This is a genomic window from Bacillus sp. ISL-7 (assembly GCF_018613065.1).
Map to the genome: position 1 here is coordinate 1 of NZ_JAGGQW010000096.1, position 21584 is coordinate 21584.

Genomic DNA, 21584 nt, shown 5'->3' on the forward strand with positions numbered 1-21584 from the left:
CATTAGCAGCATAAAAGCAGTATGACTAAAAGTCTTATAGTTAAATAGTTATCTTAAATTTTGAATGTTGTCTTATTCGTAGGATTTCAAATATGCACGGAGTACCAGGTTTCTTCAACAAAAGGGCACTGTGACCCATCAGTTTAGCATAACTGGCCTCCACCCCTTGGATAGGCATGACGAAGGAATGAGAGGGCAATTGACCCGTTGAGACATGGGAGGGAAAGCCTCCAGGGGCGGCGTGGAGATGTGCATTATATGGTAAAATATGGAGTGGTAGCTGACTCCTTTATTTAACTATGCCTTCACGAAGCCAAGATAATCTGAACTCATTTCAATTACCCGTAAATCCAATTACAAGGGTTATGAAATCCTGCGAATAAGTGAGCATTCAAGAGATATTCGTATCAAACTGAGGGAGTTGAATAAGGGGATAAAAAGAATGCAATAGTTTTCATTTTACTTAAAAACTGTAAGCTTTAAAAATTAAGCATTCTTATTAAATAAACAATAACATGAATGTAGACTTTTTTTCATACTATATTTTGGGGGTGGAAAAATGCCAAGAGTAAATTACCGAAGCTCAGACGTTGACGTAATGGCAAGGATGATGAGAGCAGAAGCCGAAGGTGAAGGAAAACAGGGAATGTTATATGTTGGAAATGTAATTGTGAATCGTCTTGCAGCAAATTGTTTAGATTTTAAAGGTTTAAGAACAGTTCCCCAAGTTGTTTTTCAAGTACAAGGAGGAAATTTTTCCTTTGAAGCCGTTCAAAAAGGGAATGTATTTTATCAAAGATCAAGAACTGCTGAAAGAAGATTAGCAAAACAGAATTTGGATTATTGGAGAGACCACCCAGCGAAATATGCCCTTTGGTATTTTAATCCACATGCTCCATGCCCTCCAACATGGTACGATCAACCTCAATCCGGTCAATTTAAACAACATTGTTTTTATGAACCAAAAGCTGGAACATGTGATAGTGTTTATAGCGGTTAAGCTTACTCTATGAGTAAGCTTTTTATATATTTAGAATATTTACGCAAAATAAAATAAAACTTTTAGTAATAGTTTTTATCCAAGAAAGCAAGATTGTGAAATATTGTACTTAAGCTAACGGGTGCGATTGTTTAATAAGAAAATCGTTCTTTTGCTATCAACCTGAATAATGGATAGGGATTGGTGAAATTGTAAATAGGAGGTGATGTAGTGCTTACAGTTAAGAATGCTGAAAGTTATCTTAAAAATAAGATTGGTGATGATAGCAATGATATAAAAAATGTTTGGGAAGCATTTAAAGCTTTTTCTACAGAGGAGGTTGAGGGAGAAGAAGAAATAGAAATTTTATTTCAATGTGGTGTTTATAAGTTTACTGGAGAAAAACTATTTCATTTTGATTTTATACGTCAGTTTACTGTTTATGAAGAAGATGACTATTCTCATATGGAACAACTACACTGTGAATTTTTATTTAAACCAACAAATGAATTAAAAAAGTTAAAGGTAGAAGAATGGTCAATGGATTATGATAATATAGATAATTTTTTTAATCATATTGAAAGTCTTCAGGAGTTTAAAATACCAATAAATTTGAAGCCGATAAAATCAGAAATATATCAAGAAGAAATATAATCCTTATTGCGTTAACGGGTGCTTGAGTTAAAGATGGAGTTGCGGCGGCAGCTCTTTTTTTTGTTGTTCAACTGAAGGGGCAGGTTACACGTACGGTGTGAACAGGGGGAAAAGGCGGCGATAACTTCAAACCCTTACCTATCTGTATTCAATAAGCCCAATATATAGAAAAAGGCTCAGAGTTTATATGCCCTGAGCATATTTTTATATGCCGATTATTTTGTTAATCTTCTTGTTAATCCCGTGATTTTAACCGCTAATTGGAATTTTGTGCTTCATAATAGAACCCGTTACTAAAAGACTCTTTTTTAATATTTCCATCAGAACTGGGGGAGATTATCAAGGTTGTTGATCGGATCACCGTCCGGATTGCTCCGAAGATGTTCCTCTCCATCGCCACCCTTGAAAACATTGACGTTTACAATTGACCCACTTTTTGCCATCTGTTGTGCTTCTTTGTAATCAACGACTTGACCGTTTGACAACTTTAATTCGATAATATCGTCATCTCCATTCTTACGGACGGCGATGACAGATTCTTGACGTTTTTCCATAATTTTGCCTCCTATATATAAATAGGATGACTTAAAAAAATAAAAAAATTCATATTTTATAAACTTACAGCCGAAAATTAGCTGTGTAAATCTTTCGGAATTTTCCTTAATAACAGATTGGAGTTTATATACTCCTTATTTAAACAAAAGAAATCACCACTTTTATGAAAAATCAGGTTACATAAAAATAGGTGAAGTACAAATTCCTGAAAAACTTCAGCTATTTAAATATGAAAAAATAGTAAAAGCCTTGACTGATTGATACGGAAAAGAACAAACAAGTTAAATGAAAATACCTTGTCAAAAATTCTTACATAAATAGGTAAAGCTGCCCGAAATAAAAATATAATTAAAAACAACGATATTCTTGAATGAAATTATTCATAAAATATCTTTCACATTTATAAAATCGAAAGAAGGGGTTTCTCTATTTATAATGTGTCCGCTATAAAAAATGAGTCGAAGGGTGTTGTGCAATGAGTCTCAAAGACATAAGTACCTCAGTGCCCAAAAAGGATCATACAGGAAAAGTATCGGGCCAGCTGCCCTATATTAGTGACATGAAAGTGGAAAATATGGTTTATGGTGTTTTGGTTCGGTCTCAGATTGCATATGGAAAAATCATCTCCATCCAATTACCAAACCTTCCGGAAGGATATGAAGCGGTTGGAGCAGAGGATATCCCTGGTCCGAATTATGTAAAAATTATCAAAGAAGATCAGCCCATTTTTGCCAATGAGTGGGTCAATTATATTGGTGAGCCAATTCTGATGATCGTAGGAGAAGAACTGAATATCTTGTACCGTTTGTTAAATGAAGTAGAGATTGAATTTGAAGAACATCCGCCTATCTATACATTGGACGAAGCGATCAAGCAAAAATCTGCAGCTGGGGTCATTATGGCAAGCTATGAATTCGGGGAAAGCTTAGAGATTATTTCAGCGATCGAACAGGGAGCCCATCAAATCATCGAAGAAGAATATGATACGGGTTATCAGGAGCATGTCTACCTTGAGCCACAAGGAATGCTTGCCATTTATAAGGAGGATGAAATTGTCGTCCAAGGATCAATGCAATGTCTTTATTATATAAAAAATGCCTTGCTAAGCGCATTAGCCTGTGGTGACGATGATGTCAGAGTGGTTCAAAGCCCTACTGGCGGAGGTTTTGGCGGCAAAGAAGAATTTCCTTCGATGATGGCGTGTCACGTAGCTGTTGCAGCAAAAGCAGTCAAAAAATCGGTGATGCTCGTGTTCGACCGTTCGGAGGATATGGTGGTTACAACGAAAAGGCATCCGGCCAAACTCAACTATCGAACAGCCCTTGATAAGGAAGGAAATATTTTGAGCCTGTGTGTTGACATCTATCTCGATGGCGGAGCGAATGTCGGTTTGAGTTCTGTCGTACTGCAGCGTGCCTTAATAAACAGTGCCGGTGTTTATAAAATTCCGCATTTTCATGCAAAAGGCTATGTCTTAAAAACCAATACCGTTCCGAATGGCGCCTTCAGAGGCTTTGGTGCTCCACAAAGCTTCGCCGGAATCGAAAGTCATATCGGACATCTTAGTAAACTGGCAAACATCGAACCACTTGAATATAAACGAAAATACCTCGTTAAACAAGGAGACCCCACCATCACCAAAGGAATATTCCGCGACCCCATATTAATGCAAGAGATGATTGAGCACCTGCTCAACACGTCGGAATACAAAAAGAAGAAAGAGGAGTTTCAGCGTTTCAATCAACAAAATCAGCGCTTTAAAAGAGGCATAGGAACTTCACTGTTCCTCCACGGCTGTGGATTTACAGGCAGTGGCGAAAGGGATCATATTAAAGCAACGGTGAAGTTGGTTAAATCAAAGGACGGCAAAGTTATGCTAAAAATCTCAAATTCTGATATGGGACAAGGCATTTTAACGACGCTGTGTAAAATTGTCGCCAAGAAACTAAACCTCCCGTATGAAGATGTTTTGTACCCTTATCCCGATACAAAAGAGGTTCCAGACTCTGGTCCGACCGTTGCTTCCAGGACGACAATGATTGTCGGGAAATTGTTGGAACGGGCCGCAAAAAACCTTAAGGATAAGTGGCAATCAGGGGTGGAACAGGAAGTAGTGGAGCATTATGTTCACCGTGAAATGATCCCTTGGGACGAGAAAACCTTCACGGGAGATGCTTACCCGGCTTATTCCTGGGGTGTGAATTTCGTTGAGTTGGAAGTGGATACGTTAACAGGAAATGTAAAGTTAGAAAAAGTATACGGCAATTATGAAGTAGGGAAGGTCATCGATGAACGGATTATGAAAGGCCAAATTGACGGTGGTTTGGCTCAAGGATTAGCGTACGGATATTTAGAAAAGATGACGTCAAAGCAAGGCAAGATCCAACAAAAAAGCATTTCGGATTATGGACCGCCGACTTCATTGGACGTTGTTCCAATCGAAAGTAAAGTCTTTGATAACCCTTATGCTGACGGTCCATACGGGGCAAAGGGCGCAGGTGAACTGACGTTAATCGGCGGCGCTCCAGCAGTCCAGGCTGCGATCGAGGATGCACTGCAAACTTCTTTTCAGCAAATTCCGATAACACCGGAAGTCATTATTGAAAGTCTGTGGATGAAAGAAGGTGAAGAGGTTGATTAAATTCACACTAAATGGAAGACCCGTAGAAACAGACGCCCCTGCTACAGCAAGATTACTAGATTTATTAAGAGATGAGTTTGAGTTAATCGGAACAAAGGAAGGCTGTGGTGAAGGCGAGTGCGGAGCATGCAGTGTTTTTGTGAATAACCTCTTGCAAAACAGCTGCCTTATTCCCATTGGCTCGATTACTGGTGCCGATATTCAAACGATAGAAGGTATACTTGAAACGGAACAATTTAAGATTTTAGATGAGAGCTATAGCTTAGCAGGGGGAGTGCAATGCGGCTATTGTATTCCGGGGATGATTATGGCAAGCGCAGCTTTGTTATCGAAAAATCCTCATCCGTCAGAGGCTGAAATCCGTGAAGGTATTTCTGGAAATCTGTGCCGATGTACGGGCTACAATATGATAGTTGATGCGATCAATGAGGCAGCTAAAAAAGGTGATGGCATATGGTAGAGAAAATAACATCTACGTATCGCTTCGATCGCCTAGACCAAACGTTGAGCCAATTGAATAGAGAAGAGTGTACAATCATGGCTGGCGGCACCGATGTCATGGTTCTTCACAAAAGTGGAAGGGGAGTACCTCTGAAACTCCCAAAACCGCTTGTTTTTATTGATCATCTTTCCGAATTAAAGAGGGTGTATCAAAATCAGAAGGATCTCCACATCGGGGCTTGCTGTACCTATAGTGAATTACTTGAACATCCGTTAATCCCGGTACCATTAAAAAACGCCATTAAAACCATTGCGGCCCCAGCAATAAGAAACAGAGGGACATTAGGTGGGAATATTTGCAACGCCTCTCCTGCCGGTGACACACTTCCATTATTATATGTATACAATGCTAAGCTTCTGTTGCGCTCCGTAAATGGTGATCGAATGGTTGCGATTAGCGATTTTATTCAAGGTCCACGAAGGGTGCAGCGTAATCAAAATGAGATATTGGCTGAAATCATATTGCCATCCGTATTAGCAGATGGTGCACATGTCGTTTTTGAGAAAGTCGGTAACCGCAATGCCGATGCCATTGCCAAAGTAGGGTTTGCAGGATATATCCGGATCAATGATGCTCGAATCGAAGATGTGCGCTTTGCCTTCGGGGCAGTCGGACCTACAATGGTTCGTTCCATTGATATTGAAAGGAAGCTAGTTGGAAAAACCATACCCTTAGCCGATGCAGACATCGCTCAGGTTGTAGCAGCCTTTGATAAAATCATTCGACCAATCGACGATCAGCGCTCCACGGCGACTTACAGGAAAACCGTTGCGTTAAACCTTTTGCGTTATTTCCTTAGCATGAAGCAATATCAAGCGAATTAATGTTTTTTAGCTATGTTAAAGCTATTGTTGATTTTGGCACCCTGTTGACCTTCGTTCCAGGTGCGAAGACTCCTGTGGCAGGCTCCCCGGACCGCCCGCGAACCGCACGCGCCTGGAACGGGAATCAACAGGCAAGTTTTACATAGCCAATGTAAAAAAAAAAGGGGGGAGCTTATTCATGCTACTGATGGAAAGAGTAGCTATACTGAACCGTCAAAACGAAACCTTTGCCTTAGCCATGATTATTGAATCAAAGGGCTCAACTCCCAGGCATGTCGGAAAAATGATTGTATACCGTGATGGGTCAATTGAAGGCACGGTCGGAGGTGGCTTGGCTGAACACTACATCATCGAAGAGAGTGTAAAGGCGCTCCAAATGGGTAAATCGAAAATCGTTGAATACAAATTAAATAGACATGCAAAAGATGGAATTCAAATGAGTTGTGGGGGAACGTTGCGGGTGTTTATTGAGGTCTATACAAGCAGACCTGAACTCGTTTTGGCCGGAGCCGGTCATTTAGCCTATGCGTTATCCAAGCTTGCTGATTCCCTTGAATATCCTTATTGCATTGTCGATGATCGCGTTGGTTATTGTACGAAGGAACGCTTTCCTAATGCGACGAACCTTTTTGTGAACGAGGATATTGGAAAGGCCATACTCGCAGCCAACTTAAATGAAAAGTCATATGTGGTAATTGTGACAAAAGATGGTGATGATATTGTCTTAAAAACAGCACTGCAATTTCCGATTGCCTATGTTGGGATGGTTGCCAGCAAGCGCAAGGTCATACACATATTTGAAAAGTTAAAAAGTGAAGGGGTCACGCAAGAACAGTTGGATCAGGTCCATTCCCCAATCGGTTTGGAAATGGGCTCGGAAACAACAGAAGAAATTGCCATTAGTATTATCGGGGAAATCATTAAAGTAAGTAAGGAACACAAGCCTTTAAAAGTGAAACAGTTAAATAGATAAGCAAAAGAATTAACAGAGGAACGGATTTAATGCTTCATTTTTAAAGGTAAAAAGCCTTATAGGTCAATGCTTTGTGTAATTCAAAGAGTGGGCCTTATTTGTTATTTTTATCCATTTGATAAATGGGTGGTCTCTATACTTTTCTTAAGATATTAAACAATATGGATTGATTTGTTCAATAATCAACAAATTGCAAATTTAACGATTGCATGCATTCTGTTGCTATTAATAATTCTAAGTTACGTGTGAAAGAAGGGCCTTTATGAAAAGGCCCTTCTTAATAAGAGTTAAAGTTAAGTTCAAGTCAAACGAAAGACTCAAATTAAAAAGTTCTCCGTTCTTTAATTAAATCATGGCATTATAAATTTTTCTATTTATATACAGGTGACTTTCTGTTAATTAGAAATGGAGATTCCTATTTTAGTATTTTTATGAATATCTTCCGTTCCGACATCTAATGCAGTCTTGTAATATAAGCATTTGTGCTCGATAACTTCCATTGTTTTTTTTAGTTCTTCCATCTGTGCTTCAACATGAGCTTTTCGGTCTAAAAACATGTCATATCTTTGTTGCAACGTAGAATTCCCATCAGAACACCAATCAATGAAAGTTTTAATTTCCTTAATAGGCATCCCGGTTGCTTTAAGACATTCTATTACTTTTAAAGCGTCGATATCGGATTCTTTAAACACTCGTGTTCCGCTTGGTGTCCGTTCTACAAAGGGAATTAGACCCTCCTTGTCATAGTAACGTAAGGTATAAACTGTTAGATTTAATTCTTTTGCAACTTCGCTTATTGAATATGTCTTCATCATTTTTCTCCTATTCTTAATGATATAGACTTTGAGTTAACTCTATGAATGAGGAGATTTTATCATGGTATTTTCATAATGTCAAAGTCACCTTACAGGGAAAGTATAACTTGGCTCTGTTTTACGGAGAAATACTTACTAAAAAAAGAATGTAGGTACCAATTTATAGATGATTTGAAACCTTTATGGTCAGGGGATCTTCAAAAATAATCTAAACTAATCTCTTGACCTAGAGTTAACTATAAGGATTAATATTGTTTTGCAGGAGAGAAAAGTAGGGATAGAAGGGAATGAAAGGGAATTTTAACCAGGACACGAGATTGCGGGTATTGTCACAGCTGTAGGAGCAGAGGTCACAAGGTACAAGCTAGGTGATCGGGTAGGGGTCGGATGTATGGTTGACTCCTGTGGCGATTGTGAAAATTGCCGTAAAGGTGAAGAACAATACTGTCTCAATAGAAATGTACCCACCTACGCTGGTGTTGACAAATACGGCGATCCGACTCAAGGTGGATATTCTACCCACATTGTCGTAACTGAGGATTTCGTAGTCAGAATACCTGATAGCATTGAGCTTGACGCGGCAGCACCATTACTTTGTGCAGGTATTACGACATATTCTCCATTAAACCATTGGGGAGCTGGACCAGGTAAGAAAGTAGCCGTTGTTGGATTGGGCGGTCTTGGTCATATGGCTGTTAAAATTGCACATGCCATGGGCGCCGAGGTAACCGTTCTATCACAATCATTGAAGAAAAAGGATGATGGCTTGGAATTCGGCGCTGACAACTACTATGCCACAAACGACCCAGAAACATTCGAGAAACTTGCCGGACTTCTGTGCAGAACACAACATTGTTCCTAAGATTGAAGTAATTTCAGCCGACCAAATTGACGAAGCATACGAATGTGTATTAGCTTCGGATGTGAAGTATCGATTTGTGATTGACACCAGCACAATTTGAGTTAAATGATAAATTCTAATGTTATTTTCGAGGGATGTCCAAAAAGCCTTGCTTTTTGGACATCCTTTTATATATGTTGCTTCAAAGTAGTATTCATACTACTCTCTTATTTTTTGAAAATGGATATTATGGACCCATCAGAAGTGGAGGCTTTCGTCAATTTAAGGTATTTGAAAATTTCATCTGAATTTCTTTTAAAAACATCTCTGCAGCAGCGGAAAAAACCTGATGCTTTTTCCAAACAATATTTAAGCCAGATTCAAGTCTTGGCTCTAGCGGTCTAAAACAAAGGTTACTATTACTAGACGTATTCACTATTTTATCAAGAGTTAGTGCATAACCAATGCCCTCATCAACCATAATGGCAGCATTATAGGCAAGATTGTAGGTAGTCACGACGTTTAATTTATCAAAATCTTCACCAAACCAATCCGCAAATTCATTTTTGGAAAATGTCTGTTTCATAGCCTGTCGTGAACAGATCAGCGGAACATTTAATAATTCCACTGCTTGAATGGAATCTTTGTAGGCAAGAGGACTGTCTTTCCTCATAACAACGCCCCAAACATCTTTACCAGGGATATTGAAATAATTGTATTTTGATAAATCAGCTGGTTGAATTAATATTCCAAAGTCAAGCAATCCCTTATCAAGCCTTTCGGTCACATCGTCTTCGTTTCCGCTGTAGAGGTGATACCGTATATTAGGGTAACTGAACTGTAAATCTTTTACTACCCGTGCAATCTGTCGCATAGCATCTGTTTCCCCACCACCTATGAAGACATCACCACTTATTGTTTCTTCCATGGAACTAAACTCAGTCTCTAATTTATCGACCATATCTATGATTTCTTCTGATCTTTTTCGCAGAAGCATTCCTTCATCTGTAAGAATAATACTGTGACTACTGCGAATAAATAATTTTTTTCCTAACTCTTGTTCAAGGTCTTTTAATTGTCTTGACAAGGTTGGCTGTGTAACATGCAAAAATTCAGCAGCAGCCGTCATGCTTCCTTCTCTTGCAACAGTAAGAAAATAGCGCAAAACTCTTAGTTCCAAAAAACACCCTCCTTTATGATGTTTTAGTATATACGTTTTTGAAATACCCATCAAGCATATCATGATATAAGATATAAGCATTGGCTATATCAAAGGGCCGTAGCTAGAATAAATAGTAATAACAACAGTAGAAAGGATGATGTCATTCATTATCGTATGCTGAAATTATTTATGCTTGCGAATGTAACGAGATTGAAAGTAATTTCCTACCATCTTAAGACAACGATGTTCAACTTGGATTAGTAGTCAGATAGAGTCCCAGTCACAATGAATTTACGAGACAATAAAACGAAACTTGGAGGACATCTATATAAATAGGAAGGAAGCAATTGAAACAGTGCAGAACGGAAAGGAGCTTCCGAGCGGCACCATTATCACTCTTGTTGGATATAAGGATGGAAAGATTGAACACTATTTAGTGATGGAAAAGCGTACCGGCTGGGGTTCCCAATATTCGCCGGAAGTTCATGGTGATTTCACAGTTCATATTGAAAAAGTCGATTAAAGGAAGAGAGTTGGAGGAATTTTCTTGCAAAAACAAAATAATTTACTCATATTTATATTAACCATCGGAGTCTTCGGCATCTTAAATACAGAAATGGGGGTTATTGGGATATTGCCTTCCATTGCTGATCACTTTCATGTCAGTGTATCAAAAGCAGGATGGCTGGTGAGTTCTTTTGCCCTTGTTGTAGCAGTATCCGGTCCAACGATGCCGTTATTGTTTTCGGGGATAAATCGGAAGAAGGTCATGTTACTTGTACTTGGTGTTTTCGTTTTGGGAAACATTGTATCCATATATACATCTAACTTTACCATTCTATTAATGGCTCGGATCATTCCAGCCTTTTTTCATCCCATTTATTGTTCGTTGGCATTTACAGTAGCGGCTGCTTCAGTAAGTAAAGAAGAAGCTCCAAAAGCTGTTTCCAAAGTATTTATAGGAGTATCTGCCGGTATGGTAGTCGGCGTCCCAATCGCAAGTTTTATTGCAAATGCAACCTCTTTACAAATGGCGATGGTATTCTTTGCTATTGTAAATGTTTTGGCATTCGTTGCTACCTTACTATTTGTACCTTCTATGCCTGTTAAGGAAAGACTTTCTTATGGAGCACAAATATCGGTATTAAAAAAATCTATTACTTTGCTTTCGATTGTATCTGTCATTTTATTAAACTCAGCCGTATTTGGAGTTTATAGTTATCTTGCAGATTATCTGAAAACTGTTACGAATATGTCTTCCAATACCATTAGTCTAATATTATTCGTATACGGCGGAGCCAATATTATTGGAAGCATTGTCGCAGGGAAGTTACTTACTAAAAATGCGATCAAATCTGTAATGACATTTCCTTTTGCATTGGGAGTTGTTTACATCCTATTATTCTTTTTTGGACAATTTACTATACCAATGGCTATCATTACTTTAATTTGGGGAGTTTTAGCAGGAGTAGGGGGCAATATTAACCAATATTGGATTGCGTCTTCAGCTCCCGAAGCACCTGATTTCGCAAATGGCTTATTTTTAACATCTGCTAATTTAGGAACAACATTTGGCGCAGCTGTAGGCGGGTTAATTATATCGGATATGGGCACACAATACGTCGTATTGGTGGGATTCTTATCATTAATATTAAGTTTGGTAACTATTTTACTAAGAAACTACATGTTTACCCCTGCACAACAACTTTCAAAATAAGGAGTATCCCGATTAGGATTTTTAGATACGACTCAATATGAGAACGAGAAATGGAGGATTTTAAATGTCAAAAGATATAAAAGTTGCACTTGTCACCGGCGGGAATCGAGGAATTGGATTGGAGTTGGTCAAGCAATTGGCTTTGAATGGTTTTAAGGTCATTTTGGCAAGCCGTGACCCAGAAATGGGTCATGAAGCTGCGCAAAGACTTAAGGAATCAAATCTGGACGTTTCGTTTGTGGTCATGGATGTAGATAAACAAGAAAGCATCCATCAAGCTGCAATTACAGTAAATGAGCGGTATGGAAGATTAGACGTATTGATTAATAATGCTGGCGTGTATCTGGATGAGAATAAAAAGTTAGTGGCAATGGACCCTTCCATTCTGGAGAGAACAATGACAACCAATTTCTTCGGCACTTACCATGTGATCCGTTCCTTTATTCCCCTCATGGAAAAACAAGGCTATGGGAGAATCATTAATGTTTCTTCAGAATATGGGGCGATGAGCGAGATGTCATATCAAGGAGTAGGAGCCTATAAGTTGTCTAAATTTGCTTTAAATGGATTGACACGATTGGTAGCAGCAGAAATCAATGGTGATATCAAAATAAACGCGGTTGATCCGGGGTGGGTAAGCTCAGATATGGGTGGACCATCGGCTCCAAGAACTCCCAAACAAGCTGCTGAATCTATCCAGTGGTTAGCAACTGTTGGACCCGAGGGACCTAATGGGGGATTCTTTCGAGATGGAAAACGAATCGATTGGTAACCATGTCCACCATGGCTAATCATTAAAATTAATCAAAGAAAAAAGCCGATTTTCCTAATTGGATAATCGGCTTTTATTCTTTTGCTATTGACTGAGGCGAAGAAGGCATTTCTTTTAATATCATATTGAATTATTCTAGGTTCCTATCTAACAATGCTCCAGTTTGTTCGGCCATGACACGGGCTGGCAAAGGCATTCCATTCTTGAACCACCATTCCACTGCTCCAACGATCGCTGAGCCAAAAAATTGAAGAATAACATCTTCATTTAAACCGTGATTTTTTCCTTCTTTTATTTCCACTTCACCCTTATACTCTTCAATGACTAAATCAAGAAACCGACTACGAAAATAAGGAGCACCTTTACTCGCTAACATTGTAGAAAAGAATAAGTAATTATGCTCAAAGTAGTCGAACCAGACATAATTTCCTTCTTGAAACGTCATTTCAGATGCTGATTGGCAAAGTTCTCGGAGATTGTTTATATGTTCTTCTATCATTTTATCCAGTAGATCATATTTATCCGTGTAATGAAGATAGATTGTTCCTCGATTAACATCTGCTCTGTCAGCAATATCCTGAATGGTAATGTCGTCAAAATTTTTTTCAGACATCAGTTCAATAACAGCATTTTTTATAGCTATTTGGCTTTTAGCTATTCTTCTATCTACTTTAGCCATTTTCATTCACCAATCTTTCTAAAGATAATCAACAATTATAATTGTTTTGTTGAGTAATCAACGAATTGCGTTAATCTAACCATTGAACACACTAAGAATCTTTTTATAATTATAAACAGATGTTGATTAATCAATCAATATTAATTTTTAAAGCATTATGTTTAGCTAACGTTTGGAATAATAAAAGAAAATTAACTTCATACAGGAGGCTTATTTATGGACAGAGTTGAAAAGAGCAAGGAAAAATACAAACAACTATTTGGTAAAGGAGTACCAGCCGCGTACGCAACCGATCCTGATTTTCAGGACATTCTTAGCCGCTTTATTTTTGGAGAAGTTTTTTATCAAGGTAACCTAGATGACAAGCAACGCGAGCTAATCACTCTGGTAGTGCTTGCAACCAACCAAACGTTACCTCAACTGAAGGCACATGTCATCGCGGCATTGAATGTTGGGTTGACACCGGTAGAAATCAAAGAGGCCGTTTATCAATGTGCTCCATACATTGGATTTCCCAAAACATTAAACGCCATCAATGAAGTCAATGAGGTTTTCAAAGCAAAGAATATCGCCTTACCAATTGAAAGCCAAAAGATTGTTGATGAAGATAATCGTTTCGAGAAAGGACTTGCTTCTCAAGTAGAGATTTTTGGTGAAGTCATTGCAAAAATGCGTGAGGCTGCTCCAGCAAATCAACAGCATATGCAGGATTATCTTTCCGCTTTTTGCTTCGGAGATTTCTACACTCGCGAGGGACTTGATTTGAAAACACGGGAATTGCTAACACTCTGTATTATCAGTACGCTTGGCGGTTGTGAAAGCCAAGTAAAGTCACATGTGTTAGGTAACAAAAATGTGGGCAATGACAAGGAAACAATGATCACTGCCATCACCCACTGCCTCCCTTATATGGGCTTTCCGAGAACACTAAACGCATTAAGTTGTGTAAATGAAGTGATTCCCGAAAATGAATGAAAAATTTAACGATAGGAAGTTGTACCAGGAATCTTTGAGGGGTGAAAAGGAATCAATATGAAAAACACCTGGAAAATTTACATGCTGGCCTTGATTACATTCATGGTGAGTACATCGGAGTACGTTATTGCAGGTATTTTGGATAAAGTCGCTGCCTCGAATAATGTTTCGGTATCAGTAGCAGGACAGCTGATCACCGTATTTGCTCTTGCTAATGCGTTCGGATCCCCACTTGTCGTAATGGCGACGACAAAAATGAATCAGCGAAAGTTAATGATGATTTCTCTTGCTTTAATGGTGCTCGGCAGTGTGATGACAATCACCCTTCCTGGCTTCGGTTTTCTTATTGTCTCTCGCATTATACTTGCTCTAGGAAGTGGAGTTTTTGCCATTGCTGCCAAGACGGCCGCAGCAAAATTAGCCCCACCTGAAAAACAAGCAGGGGCTATTGGCACAGTTATTCTTGGATTTAGTGCTGCCATCATCATCGGCGTACCAATTGGCCGTGTTGTTGCCACCGCATACGATTGGAAGCTAATCTTCGTGGGAATCGGTGTTCTTAGTTTACTAGCAATCTTCGTTATCATGCGTACAATTCCTGCCACAAATAACGGGGTGGCCGTCCCTCTGGGCAAGCAACTCTCTTATTTAAAAAACCCGAAAATCTTAATGGGCCTAGGTGCAACGTTCTTTTGGCAGCTAGGATATGGGGTGATGTATTCGTATATTGCTCCATTCCTATTAACCGTTACATCCATAAGCGGACGAGAATTGAGTGGTGCCTTGTTTGCCTTCGGTATCGCTACCTTAATAGGTTCCAAGTTTGGTGGATTCATGACGGATCGGATTGGTAACCCTAGAACTCTTGTCACAGGTTTAGTTGTCCACGTTATAGCTTTAGTGTTGCTATCTACTATCACTAGTTCAACCTTTGTCGCCATTCCATTGCTTATGCTATGGTCCTTCTCGGCATGGTCATCTGGCCCAGGTATGCAGTATAACCTGGTTTGGCTTGCTCCAGAAGCGTCAGGAATTATGCTTAGTCTATATGGTTCTTTTATACAGTTAGGCATAGCAGCAGCCGCTGGAATAGGGGGTATTGCCGTAAAAAGCACATCGGTGCTGGCAGTCAGCTGGATCGGAGCTGTCTCAGTCGCCATTGCTGCAATTATCGCAGCGGTCTCGTTTAGTCTTAGTAGTAAACCCAGGAATTACGAGAAAGCCATTTAATGGAGGGTGTACTGTGAGTTGTATAATAATCAACAATTTATAATGATTTGCTCAATAATCAACAAATTGCGTTAAATTTAACGATTGAAAGAATTATTTTATCTCTTTAGCTACCCCATTTACACACTTTTGGGGCAGTATTCTATCACTTAAAGGGGAAAAACACATGGAAAGACCATATATAATCTGCCACATTCTAACTTCATTGGATGGGTAAATCATTAAAGATTATTTGAAAGAAGAACGAGCAGTGGATTTTCCAGACGAATAAAAAAAATTCATGCTTTATGGATGTAACAAAACGTGATTAGCATTCATTTAACAAAAGAACGAATAGATTTTGGAGGTACAATATGGAATATCGCACAGTAGGAAAAACAGGAATTCAGGTTTCAAATTTATGTTTTGGTGCCATGTCTTTTGGCGGAGACGCTGATGAAGAAACATCTAAAGCTATGTATCAACGTTGTCGGGAAGCTGGTATCAATTTCTTCGATACTGCCGATGTGTATGGGCGTTCTGAGGAAATTTTAGGTGAATGCATCGCACATGAACGTGATTCCATCGTCCTGACAACAAAAGTGTTCTGGAACACGGGTGCTGATGTAAATGCTAGAGGCTTGTCCCGAAAACATATGATGCAAGGTATTGAAAATAGCCTGCGTCGTTTAAAGACGGATTATATTGATTTTTATTTTTTACATGACTTTGATGCAAGCACACCAATGGAAGAAACCCTTCGAGCACTTGATGACTTACAACGGCAAGGAAAGATTCTTTACCCAGCAGTAAGCAATTGGGCAGCATGGCAAATCACAAAAGCATTAGGAATTTCTGCAAAAGAGCAACTCGCTCGTTTTGAATTGATCCAACCTATGTATAACCTTGTTAAACGCCAAGCAGAGGTTGAAATCCTACCAATGGCTGCTTCCGAACAAATTGGAGTCATTACTTATAGCCCACTTGGTGCTGGACTTCTTTCAGGAAAATATGGAATGAATAAACGTCCTGAGCAGGGCCGACTTGTACAGAATTCCCGCTATGGTGACCGTTACGGTGCCGATGAAGATTTTGTTACGGCTGAACAGTTCACCAAATATGCACAAGAGCATGATGTGAAACCTGCAACTTTAGCAGTTGCTTGGGTAATGGCTAATCATGCTGTTACAGCTCCTATCATTGGTGCCCGTAATTTAGCCCAATTAGAAGATTCATTAGCAGCGGCTGATTTTATTATGACAAAAGAAATGTACGCTGAAATTACCAATTTTTCAAGGACACCGTCACCTGCAACGGATCGAACAGAGGTTTTAACTGGTAAATGGAAGTAAGGACGAAAAAGGTCTTTATTAAAATGCTTAAGAAAATCGCGAAGGCACTGTCATGATGATAGTGTCTTCTTTATTTAATTTTAATTCATACTTTACTGATAGGAATTGTAGGTTTATAATAAAATTAATCTAATAAATGAAATTAAAAGTGGTTGTATTCAAGGGAAAGTTTTTGTAAAACTAAGGGAGTGTTTCTGTTGAGAAATAATGATGAAAAAAAGCGACAAAAACTTATCAATAAATTAATTTTTTTAAACGTCTATAACAAAGACGATCAAAAGCTTTATGAGTTGCCACTATCGAAATTAGAATATCAGTATAGAAGATTTAAATTACAAAACCATCCGCATGGTGAGTTTGGATCTATTCAGTGGATATAAAATAAATATGGTTACGTTACATTAGACTGTATGGTATTTCCACACCTGCGGTCTTTTTTTGGCATGGAAATTAAAAAATCAATGTTGGGGCAGATATGAAGAAGAAAAGTTGAATTTTTAGTCTATATAAAGTATTATTTACTGTCTTCCGGATAACCGATGGCATGAACATACAATGTTCATGCTTTTTTTTTAACATAAATAGGCTGGAGGCATAAAATAAACAAAAGATTGCGAACTTTTTTCTCCTGTTTTATTTTCAAAAGTTTACTAGTCATTTAAGGTTTATTCATTCTTGTAGCCTTTTTTACCGAATTAACCATGATAGGGGAATATTGGGGGTATTGTGATGAATATTAAGGAGAGCATTTTGGAAAAAGAAGGTCGGAAGTTTCCTGGAGCGACCTATTCAGAGATAGTATTGGCACCTGCTTATGAGCACGCCAAGCAATCTTTACTAGAGCCGATGATAGCAATCCATAAAGCCCACCTGATTATGCTGGTGGAACAAGGGTTGTTGCAGGAGAGTGCGGGTTCCCAAATCCTTGCAGCTATTTGCGCGCTTGATAAGGAGAGAATTCTCCAATCCACCTATGATGGACAGTTTGAGGATCTCTTTTTCCTTGTAGAAAGTCAAATTATGAAAGTTGCCGGCGAAATGGGTGGGAGTTTGCACCTTGCTCGGAGCAGGAACGATATGGGTGTTGCAATGTACAGGATGGTTCTTCGGGGCAAGATTCTACTCGCCATCGAGGCGCTGCTTTCCTTTCAAGAAACACTTTTGAGGGTGATCGACACCTATAAAGAAACCATTGTCCTTGGGCATACCCATACACAGCAAGCCCAGCCGATGACGTTCTCCCATTATCTTCTGGGTATGTACGATGTCGTTGACCGTGACTTAAAAAGATTGAAAGCAGCCTATGATACATGCAATGCTAGTCCTCTCGGCGCGGCGGCCCTCACTACGACTGGATTTCCGATTGACCGAAATACAGTCGCAGAGTTATTAGGATTTCCGAAAATCATTAAGAGTGCCTATGATGCGATTGGCGGTGCCGATTATTTAGGGGAAATTGCAACAGCGATACAATTAACCTTTATCAATCTCGGCCGGTTTTCACAAGACCTTCTCTTATGGTCCAGCCAGGAATTTTCAGCGATTCGTGTGGCAGACCCCTATGTTCAAACGAGTTCCATTATGCCGCAAAAAAGAAATCCAGTTTCACTAGAGCATATTCGTGCATTAAGCTCTAGCGGAATTGGGAATGCCCAAACCGTACTTCAAATGTTACATAACACACCATACGGAGATATAAACGATACCGAGGATGACCTTCAGCCGTATTTATGGAAGGGCCTGCACCTTATTGATCAAGTTTTTCGGTTAACAAACGTGGTGGTTGGAACACTTGAAGTAAATGAAGCACTGTTAAAAAGAAGGGCCCAAGAAAGTTTTGCGACGATAACGGAATTAGCTGACACCCTGTTTAGGAAAGCAAACATCCCGTTTCGAACCTCTCATTCCATTGCCAGCCAGGTGGTGAAAATTGCCTTGGCCAGAGGACTGAATGCTACTCTTGTCACATCTGTACTCGTGGATGAAGCGGCAAAAGCAGTTGTCGGAATTCCGTTGAATTTACCGGAGGAGATCATTCGCACAGCAATGGACCCAGAACACTTTGTTAAAACTCGGTCGCTGCCTGGCGGACCAGCACCGGAGGAAATGAAGCGGGCCATTGTGGAAAGAGAAGCTAGTCTACACCACGATATTTCTATACTCCATACTGAGGTTAATCGAATTAAAGTTTGTATGGAAAGACTTGACCAACTGACAAGCCATTGGGGTAAAACGGATGAAAACGATATCAATACTGGACATTGATGAAGGCGGCAGTTAATTCCAGAAGACAATATGTGATGATCAGGACCCTACTGTTCTTAAATAGGGGAATGACTTAGTAAAATATAGTAAAAAATATTTAATTTCTACTTAACTGGTAGGAATTGTCGGGTATAAGATGTTAGTAAATAGTTGCTCAATAATTTATATGCCGACTGGTTAACTAGAAGCTCTCAATTCAAGGTGAGATTATCTTGAAATGAGGGCCTCTTTTTTTTTCAATAAAAGAGAAAGGGAATAACGATCTATCATCGGACCAAGGGGAAAAAATAACCTTATTCAAGGCTAAAAAATATAAAAATGGGAGGGAAATAAATTGTCAAATTCAGTTAATCAGCTAAAAAAAGATACTCAAAAAATTTCATTTCGGGGCAATTAAATCTATTAAATCAAGTCCGCATACTATTTCAGAGCTATAAAATCATAGTTCCTACTATTTAAACAAAGTAAATAAAATTCTGAATATTATGTTATAATACTACTAAAATAAATAGTTCTACTTAGTTGTTTGAATAATTACATAATGAACGTTTAGTTAGTCGCAAAGGAAGTAGAGGATTCTATAGATTCGTATTTAAACGCTAAAAATTAAAAGGTGCCTGTCACTTGTCGAATGCTACAAATTTCGAGTGGGACAGGCACTTTTTCAGGAGCACAGACTAAGGGGTCGAGCAAATATGAGTTTTAACCAAATGCACATAAAAGATGCTTTTGAATTACCTAAAGAAACAGTTTTGAATGAATTTTATGAACGAATTATTACAATCCCTATTGAAGCAAGAACAAATTTGAAAAATGAGCTCATTACCGTCATTGGCGAGGAACGAACAAGGGGCGTATTTATTCGCTACGGCTGGCATTGTGGTGTGAGTGATGCGGAAAAAGCCATGTCGCTGCAATGGGACGATGAGATGGATTTGGTAAATGCAGGTCCTAAATTTCACAAGTTGCATGGTTACTTAGATAAAGTGGAAATTTTGGAAATGAGCTTTGATGAGAAAAAGAAATGTAATTTTATTGAAGTCCTTTGGATTAATACGTTTGAAGCGTCTCAATATTTAAAAGCCAAAGGCCTTAGTGAAGAGCCTGTTTGTCACACCTTGTGCGGATATGCAAGCGCTTACCTGTCAAAAGTGTTGCAACAGCCAATCCTTGTTAAGGAAGTAGAATGTCGCGCGATGGGCCACGAGCAATGCAAATGTATTTGTATGCCAATAGAAAAATGGGGAGAAGAAATTACGAGTGATCTGAGTTACTATCAAGCGAATAGCATGATCAAGGAACTAGATGAAATTACAGCGAAATTAAAAATGGAGCGGGACCATTTAAGTAAAGCGAGCGATATACACCGGCAATTAATTGAGGAACTACTGTCGAACCAAGGGTTACAAAAAGTTGTTGATATTTTATTTGAAACGACTGGTTTAGCCGTCTTTATTGAAGATGAATATAATCAAATCATTGTAAAATCAGGAAACTTTCCGAATCAGCTTACGTTAAATACATTTAGAGATTCGAACACTACATTTGTACGTTATTCAGAAAAGCTTTCTTTGTTACGTACCCCAATTTTTTATGGACAGCAAATTAAAGGCTATTGTTCTTTTGTTTTTACAGGAGAGAATCAGCCGAATGAGCTTGATTATATGATTATTGAAAAGGCAGCAATAACGTCTTCGCTTATATTATTGAATGAAAGTATAAAAGTTACTACGGAGCAAACGATTAAACGGAGCTTTTTAAATGATATCTTGGAAGGTCGATTAGCAAAGGAAGAAATGTATAAAATTGCCTATTATTTAGATTTCAATCCTTCCTCGACCTATTGGATGTTAACGTTTGAACGATTTGTAAAGGAACCAAAAATTGAACATGAAATAGCGTTTAATGAAGAAATGATTCATCATATTCATCTATTTTTGAAAGAGCGCACGATCAATTCAATCGTTTCACAAAAACTCAACAAAATTATTATATTAATTGAGTACCCAACTTTTGAAAGTTTGCATCTATCACAGTCTACTTTTATCGATCAATTGTTAAAGCATTGTTCACGGCGTTTCCCAAAATATAGGATTTCTGTTGGTGTTAGCTCTGTCGTCCAGGAGTTTTCACAAACTGTCACGCTATACAATGAAACATTGGCGGCATTACGTGCAACAAACAATCGAAAAAATGTTAATTACTTCGAAGAGCTAGGCATTGAAAGTGTTTTATTTCAAATACAGGATGATGTGTTGATTGAGCGCTTTGTGAATCAACATATTGGTAGGTTGTTAGAAGTAGATAGTAATGAATTTGAGTTAATAAAAACGTTATTTACCTATATAGATAATGGAAGCAGTATTAACGATACTGCGAAGGAATTATCCATGTCGATTAGCGGATTACGCTATCGACTGGCCAAAATTAGTGAGATTTTAAACCATGATCTTAATGATACACAATATGCCTTCACACTTTATTTAGCAATCAATATTTTAAAAGCAAAAGGAAAAATTGAGATGTAACTATAAGCCTTGCCCATTACTTGTTGATGGACAAGGCTTTTTCGTAGTTAAATAATGAAAAAAGTTTATTTGATTCATCATTTTACAAAAACTATCTAGCTAATGCCCTTTCTTTTGTAACGGCTAGAAATATAAACTTAT

At 38.6% G+C, this 21584-nt stretch carries 19 protein-coding genes and 1 pseudogene; 16 read left to right on the forward strand and 4 right to left on the reverse strand.

Annotated elements, in window-relative coordinates:
* Nucleotides 1-559: 559 nt before the first annotated feature.
* Complete coding sequence (locus tag J7E66_RS29940) at nt 560-1000, forward strand: cell wall hydrolase (RefSeq protein ID WP_215007265.1); 441 nt, start codon at nt 560-562, stop codon at nt 998-1000.
* Nucleotides 1001-1210: 210 nt separating this feature from the next.
* Nucleotides 1211-1633, forward strand: a complete 423-nt coding sequence (locus tag J7E66_RS29945) for a hypothetical protein (protein ID WP_215007268.1) — start codon at nt 1211-1213, stop codon at nt 1631-1633.
* A gap of 320 nt (nt 1634-1953) precedes the next feature.
* Here the strand turns inward: J7E66_RS29945 and J7E66_RS29950 are convergent, their stop codons facing one another.
* Entirely contained in the window at nt 1954-2187 is a 234-nt protein-coding gene (locus J7E66_RS29950) for a DUF3892 domain-containing protein (RefSeq protein WP_215007271.1), read from the reverse strand.
* A gap of 476 nt (nt 2188-2663) precedes the next feature.
* Between J7E66_RS29950 and J7E66_RS29955 the strand changes: the two genes are divergently transcribed.
* The 4 genes from J7E66_RS29955 (at nt 2664) to J7E66_RS29970 (ending at nt 7128) form a co-directional block, all read left to right on the forward strand.
* On the forward strand, nt 2664-4829 hold the full coding sequence (locus J7E66_RS29955; RefSeq protein ID WP_215007274.1) for a xanthine dehydrogenase family protein molybdopterin-binding subunit: 2166 nt from the start codon (nt 2664-2666) through the stop codon (nt 4827-4829).
* Nucleotides 4813-5289, forward strand: a complete 477-nt coding sequence (locus tag J7E66_RS29960) for a (2Fe-2S)-binding protein (protein ID WP_308162634.1) — start codon at nt 4813-4815, stop codon at nt 5287-5289. The genes J7E66_RS29955 and J7E66_RS29960 overlap by 17 nt, the downstream gene beginning before the upstream one ends.
* Nucleotides 5283-6155, forward strand: a complete 873-nt coding sequence (locus J7E66_RS29965) for an FAD binding domain-containing protein (RefSeq protein ID WP_215007278.1) — start codon at nt 5283-5285, stop codon at nt 6153-6155. The genes J7E66_RS29960 and J7E66_RS29965 overlap by 7 nt, the downstream gene beginning before the upstream one ends.
* A 178-nt stretch (nt 6156-6333) precedes the next feature.
* Nucleotides 6334-7128 (forward strand): XdhC family protein, encoded by a 795-nt coding sequence (locus J7E66_RS29970; RefSeq protein ID WP_215007280.1) that lies wholly within the window; start codon nt 6334-6336, stop codon nt 7126-7128.
* Nucleotides 7129-7523: 395 nt separating this feature from the next.
* On the opposite strand, the gene J7E66_RS29975 is transcribed toward J7E66_RS29970, so the two are convergent.
* Nucleotides 7524-7940 carry a MerR family transcriptional regulator gene (locus tag J7E66_RS29975; protein WP_215007282.1) on the reverse strand — a complete coding sequence of 139 codons (417 nt, stop codon included), beginning with the start codon at nt 7938-7940 and terminating at the stop codon, nt 7524-7526.
* A gap of 307 nt (nt 7941-8247) precedes the next feature.
* On the opposite strand from J7E66_RS29975, the pseudogene J7E66_RS29980 reads away from it, so the two are divergent.
* A pseudogene (locus J7E66_RS29980) lies at nt 8248-8905 on the forward strand (NAD(P)-dependent alcohol dehydrogenase); the annotation flags it as partial.
* Nucleotides 8906-9061: 156 nt separating this feature from the next.
* On the opposite strand, the gene J7E66_RS29985 reads toward J7E66_RS29980, so the two are convergent.
* The gene (locus J7E66_RS29985) at nt 9062-9964 is read right to left on the reverse strand and encodes a LysR family transcriptional regulator (RefSeq protein ID WP_215007284.1); all 903 of its coding nucleotides are present in this window, start codon (nt 9962-9964) and stop codon (nt 9062-9064) included.
* A gap of 337 nt (nt 9965-10301) precedes the next feature.
* On the opposite strand from J7E66_RS29985, the gene J7E66_RS29990 reads away from it, so the two are divergent.
* The 3 genes from J7E66_RS29990 to J7E66_RS30000 all read left to right on the forward strand — a co-directional run bounded on the left by J7E66_RS29990 (nt 10302) and on the right by J7E66_RS30000 (nt 12435).
* Nucleotides 10302-10469 carry a hypothetical protein gene (locus J7E66_RS29990; RefSeq protein WP_215007286.1) on the forward strand — a complete coding sequence of 56 codons (168 nt, stop codon included), beginning with the start codon at nt 10302-10304 and terminating at the stop codon, nt 10467-10469.
* A 24-nt stretch (nt 10470-10493) separates the two neighbouring features.
* The gene (locus J7E66_RS29995; RefSeq protein WP_215007289.1) at nt 10494-11663 is read left to right on the forward strand and encodes an MFS transporter; all 1170 of its coding nucleotides are present in this window, start codon (nt 10494-10496) and stop codon (nt 11661-11663) included.
* A 64-nt stretch (nt 11664-11727) separates the two neighbouring features.
* The gene (locus J7E66_RS30000) at nt 11728-12435 is read left to right on the forward strand and encodes an SDR family oxidoreductase (protein ID WP_215007292.1); all 708 of its coding nucleotides are present in this window, start codon (nt 11728-11730) and stop codon (nt 12433-12435) included.
* A gap of 130 nt (nt 12436-12565) precedes the next feature.
* On the opposite strand, the gene J7E66_RS30005 is transcribed toward J7E66_RS30000, so the two are convergent.
* Complete coding sequence (locus J7E66_RS30005; protein ID WP_215007295.1) at nt 12566-13114, reverse strand: TetR/AcrR family transcriptional regulator; 549 nt, start codon at nt 13112-13114, stop codon at nt 12566-12568.
* Between the two features lie 216 nt (nt 13115-13330).
* Between J7E66_RS30005 and J7E66_RS30010 the strand changes: the two genes are divergently transcribed.
* The 6 genes from J7E66_RS30010 (at nt 13331) to J7E66_RS30035 (ending at nt 21443) form a co-directional block, all read left to right on the forward strand.
* On the forward strand, nt 13331-14089 hold the full coding sequence (locus tag J7E66_RS30010) for a carboxymuconolactone decarboxylase family protein (protein ID WP_215007298.1): 759 nt from the start codon (nt 13331-13333) through the stop codon (nt 14087-14089).
* A 57-nt stretch (nt 14090-14146) separates the two neighbouring features.
* A complete protein-coding gene (locus J7E66_RS30015) occupies nt 14147-15319 on the forward strand; it encodes an MFS transporter (RefSeq protein WP_215007301.1) in 1173 nt (390 codons plus the stop codon).
* Nucleotides 15320-15672: 353 nt separating this feature from the next.
* Nucleotides 15673-16650, forward strand: a complete 978-nt coding sequence (locus J7E66_RS30020) for an aldo/keto reductase (RefSeq protein WP_215007304.1) — start codon at nt 15673-15675, stop codon at nt 16648-16650.
* Nucleotides 16651-16838: 188 nt separating this feature from the next.
* Nucleotides 16839-17030, forward strand: a complete 192-nt coding sequence (locus J7E66_RS30025) for a Fur-regulated basic protein FbpA (protein ID WP_308162635.1) — start codon at nt 16839-16841, stop codon at nt 17028-17030.
* A 349-nt stretch (nt 17031-17379) separates the two neighbouring features.
* Nucleotides 17380-18915: an argininosuccinate lyase gene (gene argH, locus J7E66_RS30030; protein ID WP_215007310.1), complete on the forward strand. Its 1536-nt coding sequence runs from the start codon at nt 17380-17382 to the stop codon at nt 18913-18915.
* A gap of 695 nt (nt 18916-19610) precedes the next feature.
* Nucleotides 19611-21443: a XylR N-terminal domain-containing protein gene (locus tag J7E66_RS30035; protein ID WP_215007313.1), complete on the forward strand. Its 1833-nt coding sequence runs from the start codon at nt 19611-19613 to the stop codon at nt 21441-21443.
* The last annotated feature ends 141 nt before the right edge of the window (nt 21444-21584 follow it).

Excerpts from the sequence above, each read along its gene's own strand:
- J7E66_RS29940 (WP_215007265.1), top strand. The coding sequence starts at position 560 with ATGCCAAGAGTAAATTACCGAAGCTCAGACGTTGACGTAATGGCAAGG.
- J7E66_RS29950 (WP_215007271.1), bottom strand. The coding sequence starts at position 2,187 with ATGGAAAAACGTCAAGAATCTGTCATCGCCGTCCGTAAGAATGGAGAT.
- J7E66_RS29955 (WP_215007274.1), top strand. The coding sequence starts at position 2,664 with ATGAGTCTCAAAGACATAAGTACCTCAGTGCCCAAAAAGGATCATACA.
- J7E66_RS29965 (WP_215007278.1), top strand. The coding sequence starts at position 5,283 with ATGGTAGAGAAAATAACATCTACGTATCGCTTCGATCGCCTAGACCAA.
- J7E66_RS29970 (WP_215007280.1), top strand. The coding sequence starts at position 6,334 with ATGCTACTGATGGAAAGAGTAGCTATACTGAACCGTCAAAACGAAACC.
- J7E66_RS29975 (WP_215007282.1), bottom strand. The coding sequence starts at position 7,940 with ATGAAGACATATTCAATAAGCGAAGTTGCAAAAGAATTAAATCTAACA.
- J7E66_RS30000 (WP_215007292.1), top strand. The coding sequence starts at position 11,728 with ATGTCAAAAGATATAAAAGTTGCACTTGTCACCGGCGGGAATCGAGGA.
- J7E66_RS30005 (WP_215007295.1), bottom strand. The coding sequence starts at position 13,114 with ATGGCTAAAGTAGATAGAAGAATAGCTAAAAGCCAAATAGCTATAAAA.
- J7E66_RS30010 (WP_215007298.1), top strand. The coding sequence starts at position 13,331 with ATGGACAGAGTTGAAAAGAGCAAGGAAAAATACAAACAACTATTTGGT.
- J7E66_RS30015 (WP_215007301.1), top strand. The coding sequence starts at position 14,147 with ATGAAAAACACCTGGAAAATTTACATGCTGGCCTTGATTACATTCATG.
- J7E66_RS30020 (WP_215007304.1), top strand. The coding sequence starts at position 15,673 with ATGGAATATCGCACAGTAGGAAAAACAGGAATTCAGGTTTCAAATTTA.
- argH (WP_215007310.1), top strand. The coding sequence starts at position 17,380 with ATGAATATTAAGGAGAGCATTTTGGAAAAAGAAGGTCGGAAGTTTCCT.
- J7E66_RS30035 (WP_215007313.1), top strand. The coding sequence starts at position 19,611 with ATGAGTTTTAACCAAATGCACATAAAAGATGCTTTTGAATTACCTAAA.